This window comes from Streptomyces angustmyceticus (assembly GCF_040701845.1).
Classification (GTDB): domain Bacteria; phylum Actinomycetota; class Actinomycetes; order Streptomycetales; family Streptomycetaceae; genus Streptomyces; species Streptomyces angustmyceticus_A.
The window spans coordinates 226392-248711 of record NZ_JBFBHQ010000003.1; the positions used below are offsets into that span (position 1 = coordinate 226392).

Annotated in this window: 17 protein-coding genes; 9 read left to right on the top strand and 8 right to left on the bottom strand. The window is 72.9% G+C overall.

The genetic code is table 11. The annotated features are described in order from the left end of the window. Positions 1-29: 29 nt before the first annotated feature. The 3 genes from AB0411_RS08410 (at position 30) to AB0411_RS08420 (ending at position 2993) form a co-directional block, all read left to right on the top strand. Entirely contained in the window at positions 30-1049 is a 1020-nt protein-coding gene (locus tag AB0411_RS08410) for a cation diffusion facilitator family transporter (RefSeq protein ID WP_366416495.1), read from the top strand. Positions 1050-1173: 124 nt separating this feature from the next. Continuing rightward, the gene (locus AB0411_RS08415; RefSeq protein ID WP_366416496.1) at positions 1174-1836 is read left to right on the top strand and encodes a hypothetical protein; all 663 of its coding nucleotides are present in this window, start codon (positions 1174-1176) and stop codon (positions 1834-1836) included. A 176-nt stretch (positions 1837-2012) separates the two neighbouring features. Continuing rightward, positions 2013-2993 (top strand): hypothetical protein, encoded by a 981-nt coding sequence (locus tag AB0411_RS08420; protein ID WP_366416497.1) that lies wholly within the window; start codon positions 2013-2015, stop codon positions 2991-2993. Between the two features lie 7 nt (positions 2994-3000). Here the strand turns inward: AB0411_RS08420 and AB0411_RS08425 are convergent, their stop codons facing one another. After that, the gene (locus tag AB0411_RS08425; RefSeq protein WP_366416498.1) at positions 3001-3942 is read right to left on the bottom strand and encodes an NADP-dependent oxidoreductase; all 942 of its coding nucleotides are present in this window, start codon (positions 3940-3942) and stop codon (positions 3001-3003) included. A 211-nt stretch (positions 3943-4153) separates the two neighbouring features. Between AB0411_RS08425 and AB0411_RS08430 the strand changes: the two genes are divergently transcribed. Together AB0411_RS08430 and AB0411_RS08435 are read left to right on the top strand one after the other, a co-directional pair. Next, on the top strand, positions 4154-4909 hold the full coding sequence (locus tag AB0411_RS08430; protein WP_366416499.1) for a response regulator transcription factor: 756 nt from the start codon (positions 4154-4156) through the stop codon (positions 4907-4909). 88 nt (positions 4910-4997) lie between these two features. Continuing rightward, on the top strand, positions 4998-6155 hold the full coding sequence (locus AB0411_RS08435; RefSeq protein WP_366416500.1) for an ABC transporter ATP-binding protein: 1158 nt from the start codon (positions 4998-5000) through the stop codon (positions 6153-6155). Positions 6156-6293: 138 nt separating this feature from the next. Here AB0411_RS08435 and AB0411_RS08440 read toward each other — a convergent pair whose 3' ends face one another. From AB0411_RS08440 to AB0411_RS08450, 3 genes are read right to left on the bottom strand one after another with little or no spacing between them, the layout of a single operon-like run. Continuing rightward, positions 6294-7241, bottom strand: coding sequence for an ABC transporter substrate-binding protein (locus AB0411_RS08440; protein ID WP_366416501.1), 948 nt, complete (start codon positions 7239-7241; stop codon positions 6294-6296). Then, on the bottom strand, positions 7238-7912 hold the full coding sequence (locus AB0411_RS08445; protein WP_366416502.1) for an ABC transporter permease: 675 nt from the start codon (positions 7910-7912) through the stop codon (positions 7238-7240). The genes AB0411_RS08440 and AB0411_RS08445 overlap by 4 nt, the downstream gene beginning before the upstream one ends. Continuing rightward, on the bottom strand, positions 7909-8658 hold the full coding sequence (locus tag AB0411_RS08450; protein WP_366416503.1) for an ABC transporter permease: 750 nt from the start codon (positions 8656-8658) through the stop codon (positions 7909-7911). Before AB0411_RS08450 ends, AB0411_RS08445 begins: the two co-directional genes overlap by 4 nt. 311 nt (positions 8659-8969) lie before the next feature. Here AB0411_RS08450 and AB0411_RS08455 point away from each other — a divergent pair, with 311 nt between their 5' ends. Further along, positions 8970-9839, top strand: a complete 870-nt coding sequence (locus tag AB0411_RS08455) for a polysaccharide deacetylase family protein (protein ID WP_366416504.1) — start codon at positions 8970-8972, stop codon at positions 9837-9839. 86 nt (positions 9840-9925) lie between these two features. Here the strand turns inward: AB0411_RS08455 and AB0411_RS08460 are convergent, their stop codons facing one another. Both AB0411_RS08460 and AB0411_RS08465 read right to left on the bottom strand, forming a co-directional pair. Beyond that, positions 9926-10498 (bottom strand): VanZ family protein, encoded by a 573-nt coding sequence (locus AB0411_RS08460; RefSeq protein WP_366416505.1) that lies wholly within the window; start codon positions 10496-10498, stop codon positions 9926-9928. A gap of 185 nt (positions 10499-10683) precedes the next feature. Next, entirely contained in the window at positions 10684-12000 is a 1317-nt protein-coding gene (locus AB0411_RS08465) for an alpha/beta hydrolase (protein ID WP_366416506.1), read from the bottom strand. Between the two features lie 814 nt (positions 12001-12814). On the opposite strand from AB0411_RS08465, the gene AB0411_RS08470 reads away from it, so the two are divergent. From AB0411_RS08470 to metG, 3 genes are all read left to right on the top strand, one after another. Beyond that, entirely contained in the window at positions 12815-14635 is a 1821-nt protein-coding gene (locus tag AB0411_RS08470) for a vWA domain-containing protein (protein ID WP_366416507.1), read from the top strand. A 252-nt stretch (positions 14636-14887) separates the two neighbouring features. Beyond that, entirely contained in the window at positions 14888-16477 is a 1590-nt protein-coding gene (locus tag AB0411_RS08475) for an MFS transporter (protein ID WP_366416509.1), read from the top strand. 127 nt (positions 16478-16604) lie between these two features. Then, on the top strand, positions 16605-18323 hold the full coding sequence (gene metG, locus AB0411_RS08480; RefSeq protein ID WP_366416511.1) for a methionine--tRNA ligase: 1719 nt from the start codon (positions 16605-16607) through the stop codon (positions 18321-18323). A 206-nt stretch (positions 18324-18529) separates the two neighbouring features. Here the strand turns inward: metG and AB0411_RS08485 are convergent, their stop codons facing one another. Together AB0411_RS08485 and aspS are read right to left on the bottom strand one after the other, a co-directional pair. After that, positions 18530-20254: a hypothetical protein gene (locus AB0411_RS08485; RefSeq protein WP_366416512.1), complete on the bottom strand. Its 1725-nt coding sequence runs from the start codon at positions 20252-20254 to the stop codon at positions 18530-18532. A gap of 219 nt (positions 20255-20473) precedes the next feature. Continuing rightward, entirely contained in the window at positions 20474-22270 is a 1797-nt protein-coding gene (aspS, locus tag AB0411_RS08490) for an aspartate--tRNA ligase (protein ID WP_366416513.1), read from the bottom strand. Positions 22271-22320 lie beyond the last annotated feature (50 nt).

Sequence of the window (22320 nt, forward strand, 5' to 3'; positions counted from 1 at the left end):
GCAGAGAGGAGCCAGGAAGGAGCGCGCCCATGACCGAGCACGCCCACAGCCACGGGCACAGCCACAGCCACGCCCACGGGGTCGCACCGGACGCCGACCGGCGCTGGCTGCGCAGCGCGCTCATCCTGCTCACCGCGTACATGGCGGTCGAGGTCGTCATCGGCGTCGTGGCGCAGTCCCTGGCACTGATCTCGGACGCCGCCCACATGCTCACCGACGCGGTCTCGATCGTGCTGGCCCTGGTCGCGATGCGGCTGGCCGCGCGGCCCGCACGCGGCGGCTACACCTACGGCCTCAAGCGCGCCGAGATCCTCTCCGCCCAGGCCAACGGCATCACCCTGCTGCTGCTGTCCGTCTGGCTGGCGTACGAGGCGGTCCAGCGGCTGATCTCGCCGCCCGCGGTGACCGGCGGGCTGGTGCTGGTCACCGCGCTGTCCGGGATCGTGGTGAACCTGATCTGCACCTGGCTGCTGTCCCGCGCCAACCGCTCCAGCCTCAACGTCGAGGGCGCCTACCAGCACATCCTCACCGACCTGTTCGGCTTCGTCGCCACCGCTCTCGCCGGTCTGATCGTGCTGACGACGGGCTTCGAGCGGGCGGACGCGATCGCCTCGCTGGTGGTCGTCGTGCTGATGCTGCGGGCCGGTACGGGGCTGGTGCGCGAGTCCGGGCGGATCTTCATGGAGGCCGCGCCCGCCGGCGTCGACCCGGACGCGCTGGGCGAGCACCTGGTCGCCACGGACGAGGTCGTCGAGGTGCACGACCTGCACATCTGGCAGATCACCTCCGGACAGCCGGCGCTCTCCGCGCACATCCTGGTGGCGCCGGGCGGCGACTGCCACAAGGTCCGCCGCAGCCTGCAGGAGCTGCTGAGCGGGGAGTACGGCATCAGCCACGCCACCCTCCAGGTCGATCACGTCGGTGAGCAGGGCGCGCAGGACGACGTGCTGACCCTGGGACCGCGGCCCGCGGCCGAAGCGGAGCAGCAGGCCGGCCACTGCGAGGACGCCCATGGTCCGGTGCACCGGTCGGGGCCGCGCCGGCGCTGAGGGACCGGCGGCCGCGGACCGGAGCGCCGCCCGCGGGCGGCGCCGCCCCCTCACTCGGGTGAACCCGGGCCGGGCGGAGGCCGCCTGCCGCCGGTGACGGGCACCGCGATGCTCGGATGACGGCATGAGAACCGCCGTTGTCTGCGCACTGCTGTGCGCCGCCGCGCTCCCCGGACCGTCCGCCGCGTACGCCGCGCAGGCATCGCCCGCCGCCCGGCACCTCCCCCAGGCTCCGCCCGCCGCCGGGCACGCCCCGCAGGCACCGCCCGCCGTCTCGGTCACGGTGGCGGTCACCGACGGCCGCGACGACGCCGAGGCCGGCAAACGGCTCGACTACCGCATCACCGTGCACAACCTGGGCGCCACCGCCGTCCGCGGGGCCCGCATCGAGCAGGAGATGCCGGCCACCACGATCTCCGCCACCGCGCCCGGCGCCACCGTCGAAGGGCGCGGCGAGCGGGAGCAGAAGGCGATCTGGCGCGCCGACCTGCCCGCGCACGACATCCAGGTGTTCACCGCCTCGGCCGTGCTCGGCGACCGCACCCGGGACACCGGCAGCGCCGCCCCCGGCACGCTGCGCGCCGCCTCCACGGTCTGTGTCTACGTCGGCGGCTCCTACGCGCCCACGGCCTGCTCGGGCGATCTGGACGACCTGCCGGAGACGCACGCGGAGGCCGCGAGCGGCGGCGGCTGGGTGGGGTGGGCGGTGGCCGCCGCGGTCACCGCGCTGTTCGGGCCGGGAGTGGTGCGGGCGGTACGCCGGCGGCGCACCGCGCGGGCACGCTGAGCCCCGGTCCGGCGGTCCGGGCCGCGCGCGGTCACCCATTGGCACCGGTCCCGCTCGCGGGCCGCGGGGGTTCGCCCTTGCCTGGAAGGAGGCCATGGGGCACGTCGTGAGGGTCCTCCCGGTCCGGCCGGTCCCCGGACGCGCCCGCCGTCCGCCGGGCAGGAAGGACCCACGCGATGCCAGCGAGCGCCCCCGTGTCCCCGGGCGGACGGGCGGCGGCGCGGGCACCGTGGCGGCGCGGGCGGGCGGTGGCCGGCGGGGTGCTGCTGCTGGTGGGGGTGGTGCTGCTGCCGCTGGGTCTGGCCGCGACCTGGGCGCGGGCCGAACTGTCCGAGACCGACAGCTATGTGGCGTCGGTGGCCCCGCTGGCCGGGAACACCGCCGTCCAGGACGCGGTCGTCGACGACGTGACGGACGGGGTGATGGCGCACATCCGGCTGGACGGGCTGCTGGACGCCGTACCGCGCGCCGAGCGGCCCGCGCTGCGGCGGCACTTCACCCGCGGCCTGCGCGCGTTCGTGGACAAGCAGGTGCGGCAGGTCGTCACCGGGCGGGGCTTTCCCGCGATGTGGAACGGGGTGCACCGGGCCGCCCACCGGACCCTGGACGGCAGCCTGGCCGCGTCCGGCCGCTCCCCGGTCACCCTGGACCTCACCCCGGTCGTGGACCGCGTCAGGCATCAGCTGTCGCACAACGGCATGGGGCTCGACCTCGTCCACCGGGTGCCACGGGCCGGGGTGGAGATCGTGCTGTTGAAGGCGCCGGACGTGCCGCGGGTCCGGGCCGTCTACCGCGTCGTGCACACCGGGGCGCTGCTGCTGCCGCCCGCCGCGGTGCTGTGCCTGGCCGGCGGGCTGCTGCTGGCGCGGCGCCGGCGACGGGCGCTGATCTGTACGGGGCTGGGCTGCGCGGCCGCCGCCGCCCTGCTGGCCGCCGCGCTCGCGCTGGTACGCGGCCGCGCCCTGGACGCGCTGCCGGCCGTGGTCTCCCGGCCCGCCGCGGGCGCCTACGCCGATGCGCTCACCGGGCCGTTGCTCGGCGGGGTCTGGCTCCTCGCCGGCGCGGGCGCCCTGACCGCGGGGCTGGCCGCGGCGGGGCCGCCGGCGGCCCGGGCGCTGCTCGCCCGCCGCCTCGCCCGCGCCGCCGCCGGGTCCTGAGCTGCGCTCAGATCGCCAGGACCGTCTTGCCCTGCGACCGGCCGGTGCGGCTGGCCTCCAGGGCCTCCGGTGCCTCTTCGAGGGGGACCTCGCGTCCCACGAGGACCGTCAGCCGGCCCGCGTCGACGTGGCCGGCGAGGATCTCCAGCAACTGCGGGGAGGGGCGGTTGACGAAGTTGAAGCCGCGCAGGTTGTTGTCGGTCAGCTCGTCGGCGTCGGCCGAGCCGATGAGCGAGACGGCGATGCCCCCGTCGCGTACGGTCCGGGTCAGCTCGGCGAACTCGGCGGGGCCGCCGATCATGTCGATCAGCACGTCGACGCCGTCCGGATGGGCCGCGAGGACCTGGTCGGCGAGCGGGCCCGCGGTGTGGTCGACGGTCTCCGCGGCGCCCAGCGTCCGCATCAGTTCCGCCTTCGACGGGCGCGCGGTGGCGATCACTTCGGCGCCGCGGCCGGCCGCGAGCTGGGTGACGAAGGTGCCGACGCCACCGGTCGCGCCGACCAGCAGCACCCGGGTGCCCTCGGTGACCCGGGTCTCCTCGACCAGGTTGTACGCGGTCATGCCGGCCGTCGGCAGCCCCGCGGAGGTGGCGTAGGTGACGCTCCGGGCGGCGTGCGCGAGGCGACCCTCGTCGGCGACGGCGAGTTCGCAGTACGAACCGCCGCCCTGCTCCGGCCGCTGGAACTGGCCGAACACCGCGTCGCCGACGGTGAACCGCCGCACGCCGTTCCCGATCGCGAGCACCTCGCCCGCCCCGTCCGTCCCCAGGACGAGGGGGAAGGCCGCCGGCACGGCGTCCCCGAACATGCCGTCGGCGATCTTCCAGTCGACGGGGTTGAGTCCGGCGGCGGACAGCCGCACCAGGACCTCACCGGGCCCTGGTTCGGGCTGTGGCAGATCCATGAGCTGCGGCTTTTCACCGAATGCGCTGACTGCTACGGCTCTCATCGTGGCGTTCCCTTCCACCCTTCCGACCGGTGGCCGAAGGGGATCGTAAGCACGCGGGTGGGGCCGGATGCGGCAGGAGGAGAGGCGGTGCGGCGGAAGCAACTCGTACGGCCCCGCGCGCCGGGTCCGTACGGCCCTCCCCGCGGCGGGACACGGCCGCACGGGCCCTGGCTCCGGCCCCGTGCGGTCCGCCTCGGGTAGATATGACGCCATGCGCGTACTGGTGGCGGAAGCCGAGGATCGGGTCGCGGAGGGAGTCGCCGCGGCGCTGCGCCGTGCGGCGCTCACGGTGGACACCGCCCATGACGGGAGTACGGCGCTGGCCGCCCTCCGGCAGGGCGTCTACGACGTGCTCGTCCTGGACCAGGAGCTGCCCGCCCCGCACGCCGACGAGATCTGCCGGCACCTGGCGGAACAGGGCCGGCCGACGCGGGTGTTGCTGCTCACCGCACCCGGCACCGGACAGGAACGGGCCGAGGACGCGGGGCCGGGCACCGACGACCAGCTGGCCAGGCCGTTCGCGCACGAGGACCTGCTCGGCAGGGTGCTGATGCTGGGCCGGCCCGGCCGCCCCGTCCGGCCGCAGGTCATCGAGCGGGCGGGGGTCAGCGTCGACACCGCGCGCCGGCTGGCCCTGCGCGACGGCCGGCCGCTGGCGCTGTCCCGCACCGAATTCGGGGTGCTGGAGGTGCTGTTGCGCGCCCAGGGCGCACCGGTCAGCGGCGACGAGCTGATCGAGGAGGTCTGGGAGGAGCACACCAGCTACCGCACCAACGCCGTGCGCGTCACGCTCGGCAGGCTGCGCGCCAAGCTCGGCGACCCGCCGGTGATCGAGACCGTGCCGGGCGGCGGCTACCGGATGGGCGACGGGTCACAGGCGGAAGACGGGGCCGGGGCGGGCGACGGCGCGGCGCCCGGGGGCGAGGCCGCGGGCGTGGCGCCGGGAGCGGAAGCCGAGGGCCCGTGATCCGCCGGGGGGCGTAGGGCGCCGTCGCTCGCCCACCCGATTGCCCGCATGACGGGTCCGGTCCCAGGTCGCGGGATTCAATGGCGCAATGATCCGGTTCGACTCCGTCACCAAGCGCTACCCCGACGGAACCACCGCCGTCGACGACCTCTCCTTCGAGGTCGGCGAGGGCGAGCTGGTGACGCTGGTCGGACCGTCCGGCTGCGGGAAGACGACGACCATGATGATGGTCAACCGGCTCATCGACCCCACCCACGGGCAGATCTACGTCGACGGCGCGGACGTCGCCGGTGTCGACCCCGTCGCCCTGCGCCGCCGGATCGGCTACGTCATCCAGCAGACCGGCCTCTTCCCCCACCGCACCGTCCTCGACAACACCGCCACCGTGCCCTTTCTGAGCGGCTGGAAGAAGGCCAGGGCGCGCGAGCGGGCCGCCGAACTCCTGGATCTGGTCGGCCTGGACCCCGCGGTCCACGGTTCGCGCTACCCCGACCAGCTCTCCGGCGGACAGCGGCAGCGGGTCGGGGTGGCCCGGGCGCTCGCCGCCGACCCGCCGGTGCTGTTGATGGACGAACCGTTCGGTGCGGTCGACCCGGTCGTCCGCGACCGGCTCCAGAAGGAGTTCCTGCGGCTGCAGGCCGGTCTGCACAAGACGGTGCTGCTGGTCACCCATGACATCGAGGAGGCCATCCGGCTCGGCGACCGGATCGCGGTCTACGGCGAGGGCCGGATCGAGCAGTACGACACCCCGGCGAGCGTCCTCGGTGCCCCCGCCACGTCCTATGTCGCCGAATTCGTCGGCACCGACCGCGCGTTGAAGCAGCTCTCGGTCACCGGGATCGACCGGGGCGACCTCGAACACCCTCCGCTCGTCCGGCTCGGCGAACCCGCGGCGGACGCCGGGAGACGGCTGCGGACCGAGGGCGCCCGCTGGGCCGTGGTGCTCGACGAGGAGGGCGCACTGCACGGCTGGGCGGGCACGGAGGAGCTGGCCGGGGTGGCGGGCACGGTGGCCGGTCATGCCCGCCGGATGGAGGCCTGGGTCCCGGTGACCGGCACCCTCAAGGCGGCCTTCAGCGAGATGCTCAAGCACGACGCCGGCTGGATCGCGGTCCTGGACGGCCACCGGTTCCTGGGCGTGCTCACCCCGACCAAGCTCCACGAGGCCCTGCGCCGCACCATCGGCTCCGACGAGCGGGGGGTGCCCCGTGAGCGGGCCGAGGTGGATTCCGTTCCGACGGAGTGAGCACGCGGGACGACGCGACGCGGGCCCCTGGGCGCCGGGGTGGGGCGGTCCGGGACAGGCTGTTTCACGTGAAACGCCTGCCCTGCCTGCCTGCGGGGCGTTTCACGTGAAACAGCCCGCTCCACCCACCGGCAGAGCTCAGTCCTTGGGCAACAGCCCTTTGGACTGGAGGTAGTGGCGGGCCACATCCGCCGGCAGTCGCCGCCAGCTGTCCACCTGCTCATTGAGGTGCGCCAGATCGGCCGTGGTCAGGACCTTGTTGAGACGGTCGAGCGCGGCGGCCGCCCGTGCGCCGCCCGCCCGTGCGCGGTTGACGACGGGGACGACGTAATCGGCGTTCTGAAGCTTCTTGTCGTCGGCGAGCAGCACCAGCCCGAACTGGTCGAGGGTGGCATCGGTGCTGGTCGTCAGCACCATCTGGTCCTGCCCGTTCTGGACGGCCTGTTTGGCGGGCGTGGTGCCGACGCCCTTCGGGTCGACGGCGGTGATGTCGATCCCGTACGTCTTCTTCAGCCCCGGTGCGCAGAACGGCCGCTGGACGCACTCATCGCCCGCCGCCAGCCGCACCGGCAGCTTGGCGCGTCCCAGATCGCCGAGGGTCGCGAGGTGGTGCTTGCGGGCGTAGGCGGCGCTCACCGCGAAGGCGTTCTGGTCGACGGCCCGGCCGGCCGGGAGCACGGTCAGACCGCGGGGGCCGGCGAGCCGGCGCAGCGCGGTCATGGTCGCGCCGAGGTCCGGCGAGGCGACCGGGGCCGCCTTGGCCCCCTTGCCCTTGGCGTTGAGCCAGTCCGCGAAGGTCGCGGCGTACTCGGGGACGACATCGATCTGCCCGGCCTCCAGGGCCGGTTCGTACAGCTCACGGTTGCCGACCGTCAGGACATGGGTGCGGTATCCGGCGTGCCGGAGCAGCGCCGCATACATCTGGGCGAGCAGCTCGCTCTCCGTGAAGCCCGCCGAACCGATGGCCAGGTCGTGGCTGTCCCCGGGGGAGGCGGTGATCGCGGAGCGGTTCTCCAGAGAAGGACCGCCGGCGCAGGCCGAGAGCCCGAGGGCCGCGAGAACCGCCAGCGCCGCGACCGCCCTCACCGGACCGGCCCCCGTGCCCAGTCCGGCGCGCACCGCCGCGCCAGCTCGAAGGCGCCCTCCACCAGCAGTGCGAACACCGCGACCAGCACCGCCCCGGCGACCACCTGGGGGGTGCTGGCCAGGTTGAACCCCGCGGTGATGATCCGGCCGAGGCCACCGCCGCCCACCAGCGCGGCGAGCGTGGCGGTGGCCACCAGCTGGACCGCGGCGATCCGGATGCCGGTCAGGATGAGCGGAAAGGCGAGCGGCACCTCGACCCGCCACACCAGCTGCGTCCCGGTCATCCCCATCCCCCGCGCGGCCCGCACCACGCTCCGGTCCACCTCCCGCATCCCGACATACGCATTGGTCAGCAGCGGCGGGATGGCGAACAGCACCAGCGCGATGATCGTCGGCCACTGCCCGTGCCGTCCGAGCGGGGTCAGCAGCAGCAGGACGAGCACGGCGAAGGTCGGCACCGCACGGCCGACGTTGGCGAGGTTGATGGCCAGCGCGCCACCGCGGCCGAGGTGGCCGAGGGTCAGCGCGACCGGCAGGGCGATCAGCGCGCTGATGACCAGACAGGCGAAGGTGAGCACGAGGTGCTGTTCGAGGCGGTGCCAGACCCCGTTCTCACCGGACCAGTTGGCGGCGGTGGTCAGCCATGTCCAGACCGCGGACAGGGTGTTCATGTCCGCCGCCCGGCGGCCGTGACCAGCCGCTTCGCTCCCGCGCCGGCCCGCGTGCGCACCCGCGTCCGGCGTCCGGCCCGGCGCCAGGGGGTGAGCAGCCGTTCCGCACCGAGCAGCAGCAGGTCGAGGACGACCGCGATGATCACGCACAGGACGGACGCGGTGAGGACCTGCGCCTTGAAGAAGGAGTTCATCCCGGCATAGATGAGGTTTCCCAGCCCGCCGTACCCGACGATCGCCCCGACCGTGGTGAGCGCGACCGCGGAGACGGTGGCGATCCGCAGACCGGCCATCGCGGCCGGCAGAGCCAGCGGCAGTTCGACGGTCAGCAGTTGGCGCATCGGCCCGAACCCCATGCCGCGGGCGGCTTCCCTGGCCTCGGCGGGGACCCCGTCCAGCCCCGCCAGGATGTTCCGTACGAGCAGGGTCAGGGAGTACAGGGCGAGGCCGACCACCACCAGGGTGGCGGACAGCCCGTAGACCGGCAGCAGCAGCGAGAACATCGCCAGCGACGGGATGGTGTAGAGGACCGTCGTGATGCCGAGCACCGGTCCGGCCGTCCAGCGCCTGCGGCGGGCCAGCAGCGCCAGCGGCACCGCGATCACCAGGCCGAGCGCCACCGAGATCACCGTCAGCTGGAGGTGCTGGCCGACCGCGTCGAGCAGGATCTGCCGACGGGTGCTCAGGTAGTCGCCGCAGATCCAGTCGTTGCGGGCCAGACAGTCGTCCGGCGGCGGTGCGGTCACGGTACGAGTCCACCCCGGCGGGCCCGGCGTGTCGCGGCGGACGCGTCCGATCGGGGCGACCGCGGACGGCCGTCCCGCCGGCCTCCGCACCCGCCCGCTCCCTCTCCCCGCCCCACCTGTGCAGCCCTCTGCACACCCCACGTATACATGCAGTGTGTACTACCTATGTATAGTCCCTCTCGGTCTGTTCGACCCCTGTGACCGAAGGGCGGCGCGAGGTGGTGACACCGCCGTACGCGTCAGCTGCGCCATGCGCAAAAGCGCAGGTCATGGGCTCGCCGTTGCCCGCACGCGCCCGAAGAGAGGCTCGCATGCCGAAGCAGATGTCCACGGCCCGCCGTACGTCCATAGCCGGGCTGCTGGCGGCCACCACCCTGACCCTGGCCCTCAGCGGCTGCGCCACCTACGACGTCACCGCCCCGGCCGACGCCCGCGCCGACGCACCGGCCGCCGACGTCAAGGCGAAGGACGCCCGGCTCGCCGCGGCCGGCGATGCCAAGAACCCGGACGGCAAGAACGGCAAGAACGGCAAGGACGGCAAGGACGGCAAGAACGGCAGCGGCGACGACGTCGACTGCCGCACGGCGAAGTGCGTCGCGCTCACCTTCGACGCGGGCCCCAGCGAGCACACCAACCGGCTGCTGGACATCCTCAAGAAGGAGAAGGTGCACGCGACCTTCTTCCTGCTCGGCCGGAACCACGTCGACAAGCGCCCCGCCGAGGTGAAGCGGATCGACGCCGAGGGGCATGAGCCGGCCAACCACACCTGGTCGCACCAGATCCTGACCGAGATCGCGCCCGGCGAGGCCAGGCGCGAGCTGTCCCGCGTCCAGGAGGCGGTCCGCGAGATCACCGGTAGGACGCCGAAGCTGATGCGCCCGCCGCAGGGCAGGACCGACGGAGAGGTATCCGAGATCAGCAAGGATCTCGGCCTGGCCCAGGTCCTGTGGAGCGTGACCGCCAAGGACTACCAGACCAACGACTCGGCCCTGATCACCAAGCGGGTGCTCGAACAGACCGAGCGCGACGGCATCATCCTGCTGCACGACATCTACCAGGGGACCGTGCCGGCCGTCCCCGGCATCCTCAAGGAGCTGAAGAAGCGCGGCTACACGGTCGTCACGGTCTCCCAGCTGCTGTCCCCGGCGAAGCCGGAGCCGGGCATGGTCTACCGGCCGTAGCGCCCGCAGACCCGGGGAGGCGGGCAGCGCCCGTAAGCCGACGCCGTCGCGCGACGGCCCCTACGGAGCGGCCCCATGAGGCGGTCCTACGGGGTGGACGCCTTCGAGGCCCCGGGGCTCCCCACGACCGCCCCCTTGCCGGTGAGCCGGTGCCACCAGTGCCTGCGCCGCGGATGCACCGCTCGGCCCAGCCGGAGCCCCAGCAGCAGATAGCCGAGCAGCGCGCCGGCGCAGTTGAGGATCACATCGTCGATGTCGAACGCCCGGCCGGTGATCAGCGCCCCCTGCACCAGCTCCACCAGCAGCATCACCACTGCCGTCGCCACGCCGACCCGGAGCAGTCCCCGCGCCCGCGGCACCAGCACCGGCAGCAGCACCCCGAACGGCACCCCCAGCAGGACGTTGCCGCCGAGCTGCTTGACCGTGTCGGCCAGGTGCGGCTGCGCCAGGTAGCTCCGGATCGAGTCACCGGGGCGGAGATTGGGATGGGTCAGCGGCACCGAGGCCGCCGACGGGGTCAGCGTGACCCGCGCCAGCGCCACCGCGAAGGCCACCATCGCGGCGAACGCCAGCACCAGCAGAAGGATCCGGACGGCCAGCGGGGCCCGCGCGGCCACGGGTGACCACACCGCCTCGTCGCCCTGTTGCGTACGCGCCATGAGGTCACTCCCCGGTGTGCGAGATGCGCAGTGCGCCGATGGGAAGTGCGGTTACCCGGGGTCCGGCGAATCATGTGGCGGACGCCGGACGGCCACCGCGGGCCCGCGCCACGGCCGCACACACGCCACAGGGGCGCCGGACCACTCCGGCGCCCCTGCGCAGTACTGCTCGGCTCCGCCGCGGCTCACCCCCGGGGGCGCTCCGCCTCCACCCGCCGGCGACCCTTGTCGTCGGACGTCGTCGGCGCCTTGGACGGCCCGGTCCGCTGCCCCGGACCCGGGGCACCGCTCTTGCCCGGCGCCCCCGCATTCGGCTTGCGCTGCGGGGCGACCGCCTCGGTGTCCTGCGGGAAGGTCAGCTGCTGGCTCTGCCACTCCAGGGCCGGCACGACCTCGCGGCGCCAGGTCGCGAACTGGTGGCTGCCCTGCGGCAGGATGATCGAGTCCACCGACATCGGCGACTTGGCGGCGTGGATGAACTTCATGGTCTCGCCGTAATCCGCCTCGCCCTTACGGCTGCTGGCGACCAGCGCGGAGATCTGCGGCGCGGGAAGGTTCTTCAGCCGCCACAGCAGATCGTGCTCGCGCTCGCGCTGGGCGCCCTGGGCGCCGGGGCCGAAGAGGCTGCCGGTGGTCAGGTCGTCCTTGATCGCGTAGTCGCCGGAGAGCGAGACCGCGGAGGTGTAGGCATGCGGGTTGCGCATCGCCAGCTGCAGCGAGCACGTACCGCCGGACGAGTACCCGAACGCGCCCCAGGCACTGGGGTCGTGGCCCACCCGGTAGGCCGACTTCATGGCGTCCGGCAGGTCCTTGGTGAAGAACGTCTCGGCCTGCGGGCCGCCCGGTACGTCCACGCACTCGGTGTCCCGCGGCGGCGCGATCGTCGGCCGGACCATCACGATCACCGTCGGCTGCATCCGGCCCTGCGCGATCAGCCGGCCCGCGTTCTGCGGCACCTGGAGGTGCTGCGCGAGGTTCATGATCCCGCCCGGGTAGCCGCTGATGACGACCATGACGGGGAACCGCTGCCGGCGGAACTGCTGCTGGAAGTACTGCGGCGGCAGATACACGAAGCCGGGGTTGATGGCCCGGGTGCGCCGGCCGACGATCCGTACGGACTCGACCTTGCCCACCTTGTCCGCGGGCCCCTTGGGAAGCCCGGTCACCCGATCGAGGCCCTGCGGACCGGCCGGTTGGACCAGTCCGCCCTTCATGTTGCCGACCGAGGCGTACTGCCCGCCGCCCTCGCTCACGGAGACCGGGGCCTTGTCGTTGTTGCCGAGCAGCTCGTCCCAATTGCCGTAGAACTCGAAGTTCGTGTTCACGGCGAGGGCGAGCGCACACACGATCGACACCTGGGTGGCCAGGATGGCGCCCAGTCTGCCCAGGACGGGGCCGACCCCGCGCCTCGACAACCGGGGCCAGAGCCACACCGTGGCGGCGACACAGGCCACCGCCAGCACGATCACCGTGTACTCGAGCGACTGACTGGTCAGCCCCATGCGCCCACATCTCCCGTCACCCTCGCGAGGGTTCTTGCCTTCTCAACGGCCGCCTAAGGCACAACGGGCGGCTCCGGACAATGGTCACCGGAGAAGACGGGCACACCTGCGCATCGGATACCTGAGCGACTCACTTCTTACCCAGCTCTTGCCACATCGTTTCCGCGGCGTGATGTGGGCAGGGGGCGCCCGTGGGACGAGGAGAACCGTCTGCGCCCGTGGGGCCCCGGACCTCTCGCGCCCTGATGTCCCGTTACGTCCTCCCGCTCCACACCCACCACACAGGAGCGCATCAACTCGCCTTCCGTGTCCGGCCCTTGCGCCGCGGGCTCCTGCGCCCGCACCCCGTCCGCGTCACCCGGACGCCGTACGGGGCAGGGCGGCGTCCGCTGTGCGGGGCGTGCGGTGCGAGGCGCGGGGCAGGGGCCGGTGCACGGGGCCGGGGCGGGCGGTGCGTACGGTCGGGGCAGTCGGTGCGGGCTGCTGTCCGGGGCGGACGGTGCGTGCTGCCCGCGGGGCAGGACGGCGATACGCCGCGGCAGGGCACTCGTACGGACTGCGAGGAGGTTTTGTGGACGGCCGGGGAACCGGTGCGGGCGGCCGGACAACCTCGTACGCAGGGCGAACGCGGCCGGGCCCGGTCGGCTGAAACCATCCGCCTCCGCAACACCCCCGGATGGCCCACCACACAAGGCGCGGGGTCCCACTGTGAGGCCGGTCCCGGCCGCTACCCTTACGTATCCGTCCTGGTCAGGGACATGTCCGTGCTTCACGGACATACGCCGCACCCAGCACACGCAAGAGAGGTTCGCCGATGGGCATTCGGAGTCTGCTGCGCAACGCTTTCGGTCGCTCCAAGGCGACCCGTGAAGAAACCGGCGCGGCCCCGAGCGGCGCCGACAAGCCGGAGTCCGCGACCATCCCGGAGGCTCGCGAAGAGTCCGCCCCGGGTGCCGCCACCCCGGAGGCCGAGGTTCCGGCCGCCCGGACGGCTCCCACGGAGACCCCGGACACGGACCCGGCGCCCGCTCCGACGACCCCGACGCTGCCGGCCCAGGGCGGCCGCGCGGACCGGGGCGAGCGGGGAGACCAGGCGGACCGGGCGGAAAGGACCTCCGCGGGGCGGGACGACGCCACCGAGGCCGAGGCCCCTGAGGCTGCCGCCCCGGCCGCCGCCGACCTCGTGAGCCAGGCCTTCGACAACCCGGCCCAGACGCCGGCGGCCGACGCCGAACCGACCGCCGAGGCCGCTGAGCCGCAGGCGGAGCCGGAGCCGGTGGCCGAGGTGGAGGAATCGCCCGCGGCGGAGCCGGTGGCCGAGGCCAGGACGACGGCTGACGCGGAGCCGGTGGCCGAGGTGAAGGCGGCGGCTGACGCGACGGAGCCCGAGGCCGAGCCCGCGGCGGAGGTCGTCGCGGAGCCGGCGGCCGCCGAGGTCGTCGCGGAGCCCGCCGACGCGGCAGTCGCCGAGGCCGAGGCCAAGCCTGCGGCCGAGCCCGCGACCGCAAACGAGCCGGAAGCGGAGGCGGCGGAGCCCGCCCCGGAGGCCAAGGCCGACGCCGGGACGAAGGCCGCGGACCAGCCGGCAGCGAAGGCGGCGGAGGCGGCGGAGGCGGCGGCAGACGTCGAGGCGAAGCCCGAAGCCCCGGCGGCCGAGGCCAAGCCGAAGGCGGACGCAAAGCCGAAGGCGGACGCAAAGCCGAAGGCGGACGCAAAGCCGAAGGCGGACGCAAAGGCGGAGGCCAAGCCGGCAACGAAGGCGGCCGAGGCCAAGCCGAAGGCCAAGGCGGAGGCGAAGACCGAAGCAGCCCCCGCCCCGTCGGCCGCCCCCGAGCCCGACACCGACCCCAAGGCAGCCACCCAGGCCAAAGCCCCGGCAACGGCAGAAGCGGAGCCCCAGCCCGAGACCCCCGGCTCCGAGACCCCCGGCTCCCTCCCGGCGGTCGCCCCCGCGCTCCTCAGCCTCTACAAGTCCGCGGCCGCCACCCTGGACAAGCACGGCCTCGCCACCCAGCGCGCCGCCGTCTACCTGGTCCTCGACCGCTCCGGCTCGATGCGCAACTACTACAAGGACGGCACGGTCCAGAACCTCGCCGAGCAGGCCCTCGGTCTCGCCGCGCACTTCGACGACGACGCCACCGTCCCGGTCGTGTTCTTCTCCACCGACATCGACGGCACCGCCGACATCGACCTCACCAACTACGAGGGCCGCATCGCGGAACTGCACGCCGGTCTCGGCCACATGGGCCGTACGAACTACCACTGGGCCGTCAACGCCGTCGTCGACCACTACAAGAAGTCCGGTTCCACCGCGCCGGCCTTCGTCATCTTCCAGACCGACGGTGCCCCGACCTCCAAGCCGGCCGCCGAGAAGGCGCTCTGCGAGGCGGCGGGACTCCCGATCTTCTGGCAGTTCATCGGCTTCGGAGACCCGGACGCCAAGGGCTTCGACTTCCTCCGCAAGCTCGACGACCTGACCGTCCCGGAGAAGCGCGTCGTCGACAACGCCGGCTTCTTCCACGCCGGCCGCGACCCGCGCGGCCTGTCCCACGACGAGCTCTACCAGCAGCTGATGGTCGAGTTCCCCGAGTGGCTCGCCGAGGCCCGCACCGCGGGCATCGTCAAGGACAACTGACCTCCGGCCCCCGGGCCGCTCGTCCGTTCCTCCTCCCCTGCGCACCACCTGCTGACGACACCCGACCGGCCGCGGCGGCCCCGAGCCCGCCGCGGCCGGCGCCTTTCCCGGCCCCGCCCGGCACAGCAGGCGCCGCCCCGCCCCACTGCCTAGGCTGAATGGATGAAGCGCCCCGTTTCCTCCCGGTAGCGCCCGTTCCGGTCGGCCGGGGCGGTGCCGGGTGGCCGGAGCAGCCGAGCGAGGTGGGTCGTGATGGGTGAGGCGAGCCGAGAGGGGGGCGGCGAGCCGCCTCCGGCACCGCGCAGGACCACCACGCCCAGCTGGGCCCTCCCCGCCGAGCCCGATCCGCGGCGCTGGTGGGCGCTGGTGGTGATCGCCATCGCGCAGCTGATGGTGGTGCTGGACGCCAGCATCGTGAACATCGCGCTGCCCTCGGCCCAGCGGGACCTGGGGATGTCGGACGCGAACCGCCAGTGGGTGATCACCGCGTACACGCTCGCGTTCGGCGGGCTGCTGCTGCTCGGCGGCCGGATCGCCGACCTGGTGGGGCGGAAGAAGACCTTCATGATCGGGCTGGTGGGCTTCGCGATCGCGTCCGGGCTGGGCGGCGCGGCCACCGGGTCCGGGCTGCTGTTCGGCGCGCGGGCGCTGCAGGGCGCCTTCGCCGCGCTGCTGGCACCGTCCGCGCTGTCCCTGCTGACCACCACCTTCACCATCGGGAAGGAACGGAGCAAGGCGTTCGGGATCTACGGGGCGATCGCGGGCGGGGGCGCGGCCATCGGACTGATCGCCGGCGGGTTGCTGACCCAGTATCTGAACTGGCGCTGGTGCCTGTATGTGAACGTCCCGATCGCCGTGATCGCGTTCATCGGCGCCGCGGTGTTCCTGCGCGACCGGCCCGAGCGGGGGCGCGTCTCCCTGGACGCGCCGGGTGTGGTGCTGGGCTGCGGCGGCCTGGTCGCGCTCGTCTACGGGTGCAGTGAGGCGGAGCCGCGGGGTTGGGGGGACGGGCTGGTTCTCGGGTTGCTGGTGGGGGGCGTGGTGCTGCTGGCCGCCTTCGCGTGGTGGCAGTCGCGGGCGCGCCACCCTCTGCTGCCGCTGCACATCGTCCGCGACCGGAATCGCGGGGGCGCCTTCCTGACCATGGCGCTGGCGGTCATCGGCCTGTTCGGAATGTTCCTGTTCATGACCTATTACCTGCAGACCGTGCTCGGGTATTCACCGGTCAGGACCGGCGTGGCCTTCCTGCCGATGGTGGTCGCGATCATCGTCGGCTCGACGCAGATCTCCGCACGGCTGCTGCACCGGATCCCGCCGCGGTTCCTGATGGTCCCGGGCGCCGTCCTCGCGTCCGCGGGGCTCTTCACCCTGACGTTCCTGACGGCCGAGCCCGCCTACGTCTCCCATGTGCTGCCGGCCATGCTGCTCGTCGGCCTCGGCATGGGCCTGACCTTCATGCCGGTGATGGCGACGGCCACGTCCGGGGTGGCGCCGCACGACTCCGGCGTCACCTCCGCGACGGTCAACACGGCGCAGCAGGTGGGCGGTTCGATCGGTACGGCGCTGCTGAACACCATCGCGACCTCGACCAGCGCGACGTACATCGCGGGTCATCTGGCGGACGCGGCCCGCAGGGGCGGGGCCCTCGGCCTCACCCCGGCGGTGCGGGACGGGATCGTGAAGAGCGGGGTGGTGCACGGGTTCACCGTGGCCATCGGGGTGGGCTCGGCGATCATGCTGCTGGCCGCGCTGGTCGCCGGGCTGCTGGTCAACGGCCGGGCCCCGCGACAGGGCCGGGCCCCTGCGGCGGACAGCGCGGAGTCGGCCGACGCGGCGGCCTGAGAGGGCGGAGCGGGCGGGCCGGTCGCCCCGGAAAAGGCCGCGCGGGCACCCCCGGCCCGTCCAGTACGATATTGACGTTCCGTAAAGCAAATCCTCACTCACCGTAGCGACTTGGGAGCAGCCGGCAATGGCTCGACACCTCATCACCAGCGCCCTTCCGTATATCAACGGGATCAAGCACCTGGGCAACATGGTGGGGTCCATGCTCCCGGCCGACGTCTATGCGCGCTATATGCGCCAGCGCGGCCACGATGTGCTCTACATCTGCGCGACGGACGAGCACGGCACCCCCGCCGAGCTCGCGGCGAAGGACGCGGGCCAGTCGGTCGACGCGTTCTGCGCGGAGCAGCACGACAAGCAGAAGGCGATCTACGAGGGCTTCGCCCTCGACTTCGACTACTTCGGGCGGAGCTCGTCGCGGGAGAACGTGGAGCTGACGCAGCACTTCGCGCGCAAGCTGCACGAGAACGGCTTCATCGAGGAGCGGGCGATCCGCCAGGTCTTCTCGATCGCCGACGACCGCTTCCTGCCGGACCGCTACATCGTCGGCACGTGCCCGCACTGCGGCTACGACAAGGCGCGCGGCGACCAGTGCGAGAACTGCACCCGGGTGCTCGACCCCACCGACCTGATCGACGCCCGCTCGGCGATCAGCGGCAGCGGTGACCTGGAGGTGCGCGAGACCAAGCACCTCTTCCTGCTCCAGTCGAAGCTGCAGCACGAGGTCGAGGGCTGGCTGGAGGGCAACGGCAGCAAGGAGTGGCCGACGCTGGCCTCGTCCATCGCGCACAAGTGGCTGACCGAGGGGCTCCAGGACCGGGCGATCACCCGTGACCTGGACTGGGGCGTGCCGGTACCGGCCGATGTGTGGCCGGAGCTGGCGGCCGAGGGCAAGGTCTTCTACGTCTGGTTCGACGCGCCGATCGAGTACATCGGGTCGACGAAGGAGTGGGCGGACGCCGTCTCCGACGGCAGCCGCGACTGGAAGTCGTGGTGGTACGAGGCCGACGACGTCCGGTACACGGAGTTCATGGCCAAGGACAACGTGCCGTTCCACTCCGTGATGTTCCCGGCGACGCAGCTGGGCACCCGCGAGCCGTGGAAGAAGGTCGACTTCCTCAAGGCCTTCAACTGGCTCAACTACTACGGCGGGAAGTTCTCCACCTCCCAGCGGCGCGGCATCTTCACCGACGCCGCGCTGGAGCTGCTGCCCGCCGACTACTGGCGCTACTTCCTGATCGCCAACGCCCCGGAGTCCGACGACACCTCCTTCACCTGGGAGCTGTTCTCGGCGTCGGTCAACAAGGACCTGGCGGACACCCTCGGCAACTTCGTCAACCGGGTGCTGTCGTTCTCCCGGAAGCGGTTCGGTGACGAGGTGCCCGCGGGCACCGAGGCCGGGGCCGCGGAGCAGAAGCTGGGCGAGGAGATCGCCGGGCTGCTGGCGGAGTACGAGGGCCACATGGAGGCCCTGCAGTTCCGCAAGGCCGCGGCCTCGCTGCGCGCCCTGTGGAGCGCGGGCAACTCCTACCTGGAGGAGAAGGCCCCGTGGCTGGAGATCAAGACCGACAAGGACGCGGCGGCGCTGACGCTGCGTACGGCGATGAACCTCATCCACCTCTACGCGATCGTCTCCGAGCCGTTCATTCCGTCGTCGGCCAAGGCGATGCGGGGGGCCTTCGCCCTGGAGAACGACACCGCGGTGTGGGTCTCGCCGGAGGAGGCCAAGGCGCTGGCCTCGGTGCCCGCCGGGACGCCCTTCACGGTGCCGCCGGTGCTCTTCGCGAAGATCACCGAGGAGGACCTGGAGTCCTACCGCGAGCGCTTCGGCGGCGCGGAGCAGTAGGCCCGGCCCGCCGGCCGGCGTCACCGCCGGCCGGAGCGGTGGAGCAGTAGATCCGTCCTCGCGCCCGTCCAGCCCTTGCGGCCGGACGGGCGCGAGTGCGTTCGGGGGCCGGGCGTGCCGTGGCCGGGGACCGGTCGGTCCCCGGGCAGGGCCGGACGGTCGCCGCCCCGGATGGGCGCTCACCCGTCCGGGACGGCGAGCGCCGGTCAGGGGCGGGCCCGCGGGGACAGGTAGGCGTGCAGCAGCCGGAAGTCCGGTACCGGCGGGAGGGTCACCCGCCGCCAGCCACGGGCGTAGGCCGGCGGCCGCTGCCCGCCCGCGACGATCACGGCGACCGGACGGCCCGCGCCCAGCCGGGCCAGTGCTGCGGGGGTGATGCTGGCGTCATGGCCGCGCGGCTGGCGGGACGCACAGCCCGCCAGGTACCCCACCCGTACCGCTTCCTCACCGCTCACCACACAGGGCGGCCGCACCCCGGCCGCACGCAGCGACGCGGTGATCCGCTCGATACCGGCCTGCGAACGGGCGGTGCTCCGCACCATCTTCTGCCAGACCACCAGTTGGACGACCTGGTGGCTCAGCAGCACGAGGACCAGGAGGGCCACCGCCCAGGCGTGATGGCGGCGCGGCAGGAGGGTCAGCCAGTACAGGAACCAGGCTGCGGGCATCATCAGCAGCGCGTAGGCCGGCAGCAGGAAGCGGGGGGCCGCGTAGTTCACCGTCAGGAGGTAGGGGGCGGCGAGACAGAGGCCGACCAGCGCCGGGAGGACGACGGGGGCCGGTCCGTACCGGTGCAGCGGGCCGCGGGAGTCGCGCAGCCGCACCAGCGGCCAGCCGGGTCCGTAGCCGTTCCGCCCGCCGCCGGGCGCGGCATCGTCCGCCGGGTCGGGGCCGAGGCTGCCGGGCCGGATGGGCGCCAGCCCGAGCGGGTGCCGGGCACCGCTGCGCGCCGCCGGCCCGTAGCCGTGCAGCTCGCCACGGGGCTCCCGGGCGCGGAGCGCCGCCCACACGGCCCCGGCGACCGCCAGCGGCAGCACCAGCCACCACACCGCCGTCACCGGGTGATCCCAGGTCAGATGGCAGGGGCGGCACAGGGTCTTGCCCTGGAGCGCCCGTGCGTGGTCGTCGAAGGACAGATGCCAGCCCAGTCCGCCCTGGATCTGCGCGGCCCTCCGCAGCCGGGCCAGCAGCCCGCCGTAGGACAGATACGCCTCCACGACCCACTGGGCGCACCCCAGGACCAGGCCCACCGGCAGCGCCAGCAGCACGGCGGGGCGCCGCCAGGAGGGGACGCACACCGCCGCGGCGACGAGCGGCACGGCCAGCCAGACGGCGTCGGTGGGACGCATCAGCGCGGCCACGGCCACCGCGACGGCGAGTCCCGCGGCGGCCCGCCGGTCGGCGCGCGGGGCCAGTTGGCGGGACGGCTGCCGTACGGCCCGCAGGAAGCAGCCGGTGGCGGCGAGCGCGGCGTAAGCGGCCCACAGGTTGGGCATCGCCTGCGGACCGTAGAAGAGGGTGATCCACAGCCCGGCGAACAGCGCGCCGCCCAGGGCCGGCACGGGAGCGGGCAGCAGGCGCCGCCAGACGCACAGGGTGAGCAGGAGCGCGGCGCCGGAGAGCACCGCCAGGTAGCAGTGCAGCACGGTCGCCGAGGTCGTCAGGGCGGCCATCGGGGCGAGCAGGAGGCTGACCCCGCGGGCGCGCGGGGCACTGAAGAACGCGCCCGGCACATGGCGGTCGACCTGGCTGAGGTAGACCGTCTCGTCCCACCCCAGGCCGGGGACGGCGACGGCGGAGGCGAGCAGGCAGGCGGTGAAGAGGACGGCCACGGCGGTGAGCCACCACAGGTCGCCGCTCGGGACCGGACGCATCTCACGGGCCTGCGGCCCCAGGGCGGACCTGGCGGAGAGGAGACTGGCTTGCTGCATGGGCACCACAGTGCGTGCCGTACCGGAACACGGCCACACGGATGGGGCGGTCGGGGCACGCGGGCCGGATCGGGAACCTCTTCCGGCGGACGGACGCCCGCCGCCCGGCGGCTCCCCCCGCTCGCCGAGCCCGCCCCGGGCCCGCATACGGACGGGGGCGGCGTTTCACGTGAAACGCCGCCCCTCGGCCCTGTCGGGGCTACCGCCCCCAGGCGATGCCTACTTCACCTGCGGCTTGCGCAGGGCGAGGTGCAGCTCCTTGAGGCGTGCCTCCTCGACCTCGCTCGGAGCGCCCATCAGCAGGTCCTGGGCGTTGCCGTTGAGCGGGAAGGCGATGGTCTCGCGGATGTTGGGCTCGTCGGCCAGCAGCATCACGATGCGGTCGACGCCGGGGGCGATGCCGCCGTGCGGCGGGGCGCCGAACTTGAAGGCGCGCAGCATGCCGCCGAACTCCGCCTCGACCGTCTCCTTGTCGTAGCCGGCGATCGCGAAGGCCTTGTACATGACCTCGGGCTCGTGGTTACGGATGGCGCCGGAGGACAGCTCGGTGCCGTTGCAGACGATGTCGTACTGCCAGGCCAGGATGTCCAGCGGGTCCTTGGTCTCCAGCGCCTCCAGGCCGCCCTGCGGCATGGAGAACGGGTTGTGCGAGAACTCGATCTTGCCGGTGTCCTCGTCCTTCTCGAACATCGGGAAGTCGACGATCCAGCAGAAGCGGAACTCGTCCTCGACGAAGTGACCGGCACGCTTGGCGGCCTCGACGCGGACCGCACCCATGATCTTGGAGACCTCGTCGAACTCGCCGGCGCCGAAGAAGACGGCGTGGCCGGGCTTGAGGTCCAGGGCGGCGACCAGCGACTTGATGTCGTCCTCGGTGAGGAACTTGGCGATCGGGCCGGTCAGCGCGATGGGGGCACCTCCCTGACCCTCAAGGTCTTGGGGGACCTCGCCGACCCGGACCCAGGCCAGGCCCTTGGCGCCCTGCTGGACGGCGAAGTCACCCAGCTGGTCGAAGAACTTGCGCGGCTGGTCGGCGGTGTCCGGTACGGCCAGGGCGCGGACGTGCTTGTCGGCGAATGCCTTGAAACCGGAGCCCGCGAAGACGTCGGAGACATCGACCAGCTCCAGCTCGGCGCGCAGGTCCGGCTTGTCGGAGCCGTACTTGACCATCGCCTCGCGGAACGGGATGTGCGGGAAGGGGGAGGTGACCTTGCGGCCGTTGCCGAACTCGGTGAACAGCTCGGTCATCAGCTTCTCGACGGGCCGGAAGACGTCTTCCTGCTCGACGAAGCTCATCTCGATGTCGAGCTGGTAGAACTCGCCCGGCGAGCGGTCCGCGCGGGCGTCCTCGTCGCGGAAGCAGGGCGCGATCTGGAAGTAACGGTCGAAGCCGGCGATCATCAGCAGCTGCTTGAACTGCTGCGGGGCCTGCGGCAGGGCGTAGAACTTGCCGGCGTGCAGACGCGAGGGGACCAGGAAGTCGCGGGCGCCCTCGGGCGAGGTCGCGGACAGGATCGGGGTCGCCATCTCGTTGAAGCCGAGGGCCACCATCTTGTGACGGATGGCGGAGATGACGGCGGTGCGCAGCATGATGTTGCGGTGCATCCGCTCGCGGCGCAGGTCGAGGAAGCGGTACTCGAGGCGCTTCTCCTCGTTGACGCCGTCGTCCGCGTTGATCGTGAAGGGGATCTGGTCGGCGGCGCCGAGCACCTCGACGGCGGACACCTCGATCTCGATCTCGCCCGTCGGCAGGTCGGGGTTGACGTTGTCGGCGCCGCGCGCGCTGACCTTGCCGTCGATGCGGACGACGGTCTCCTTGGTCAGGGAGCCGAGGGCCTCGTTGGCGGGGGTGCCGGGGCGGGCGACGAGCTGAACGAGACCGTAGTGGTCGCGCAGATCGATGAAGAGGATGCCGCCCAGGTCACGTCGATTGTGCAGCCAGCCGCTGAGGCGGACGTCGGTGTCGACGTCCGCGGCTCGGAGCTCGCCGCAGTTATGGGACCGGTACCGATGCATCGCTCATCCAAGTCGTCGCGAGGTCGAGGTGAGGAGTTGTCGGGAGAGGG

What these genes read in the sequence shown, in the direction of transcription:
- AB0411_RS08410 (WP_366416495.1), top strand. Translation starts at nt 30, where the DNA reads ATGACCGAGCACGCCCACAGCCACGGGCACAGCCACAGCCACGCCCAC.
- AB0411_RS08415 (WP_366416496.1), top strand. Translation starts at nt 1,174, where the DNA reads ATGAGAACCGCCGTTGTCTGCGCACTGCTGTGCGCCGCCGCGCTCCCC.
- AB0411_RS08420 (WP_366416497.1), top strand. Translation starts at nt 2,013, where the DNA reads ATGCCAGCGAGCGCCCCCGTGTCCCCGGGCGGACGGGCGGCGGCGCGG.
- AB0411_RS08425 (WP_366416498.1), bottom strand. Translation starts at nt 3,942, where the DNA reads ATGAGAGCCGTAGCAGTCAGCGCATTCGGTGAAAAGCCGCAGCTCATG.
- AB0411_RS08430 (WP_366416499.1), top strand. Translation starts at nt 4,154, where the DNA reads ATGCGCGTACTGGTGGCGGAAGCCGAGGATCGGGTCGCGGAGGGAGTC.
- AB0411_RS08435 (WP_366416500.1), top strand. Translation starts at nt 4,998, where the DNA reads ATGATCCGGTTCGACTCCGTCACCAAGCGCTACCCCGACGGAACCACC.
- AB0411_RS08445 (WP_366416502.1), bottom strand. Translation starts at nt 7,912, where the DNA reads ATGAACACCCTGTCCGCGGTCTGGACATGGCTGACCACCGCCGCCAAC.
- AB0411_RS08455 (WP_366416504.1), top strand. Translation starts at nt 8,970, where the DNA reads ATGCCGAAGCAGATGTCCACGGCCCGCCGTACGTCCATAGCCGGGCTG.
- AB0411_RS08460 (WP_366416505.1), bottom strand. Translation starts at nt 10,498, where the DNA reads ATGGCGCGTACGCAACAGGGCGACGAGGCGGTGTGGTCACCCGTGGCC.
- AB0411_RS08465 (WP_366416506.1), bottom strand. Translation starts at nt 12,000, where the DNA reads ATGGGGCTGACCAGTCAGTCGCTCGAGTACACGGTGATCGTGCTGGCG.
- AB0411_RS08470 (WP_366416507.1), top strand. Translation starts at nt 12,815, where the DNA reads ATGGGCATTCGGAGTCTGCTGCGCAACGCTTTCGGTCGCTCCAAGGCG.
- AB0411_RS08475 (WP_366416509.1), top strand. Translation starts at nt 14,888, where the DNA reads ATGGGTGAGGCGAGCCGAGAGGGGGGCGGCGAGCCGCCTCCGGCACCG.
- metG (WP_366416511.1), top strand. Translation starts at nt 16,605, where the DNA reads ATGGCTCGACACCTCATCACCAGCGCCCTTCCGTATATCAACGGGATC.
- AB0411_RS08485 (WP_366416512.1), bottom strand. Translation starts at nt 20,254, where the DNA reads ATGCAGCAAGCCAGTCTCCTCTCCGCCAGGTCCGCCCTGGGGCCGCAG.
- aspS (WP_366416513.1), bottom strand. Translation starts at nt 22,270, where the DNA reads ATGCATCGGTACCGGTCCCATAACTGCGGCGAGCTCCGAGCCGCGGAC.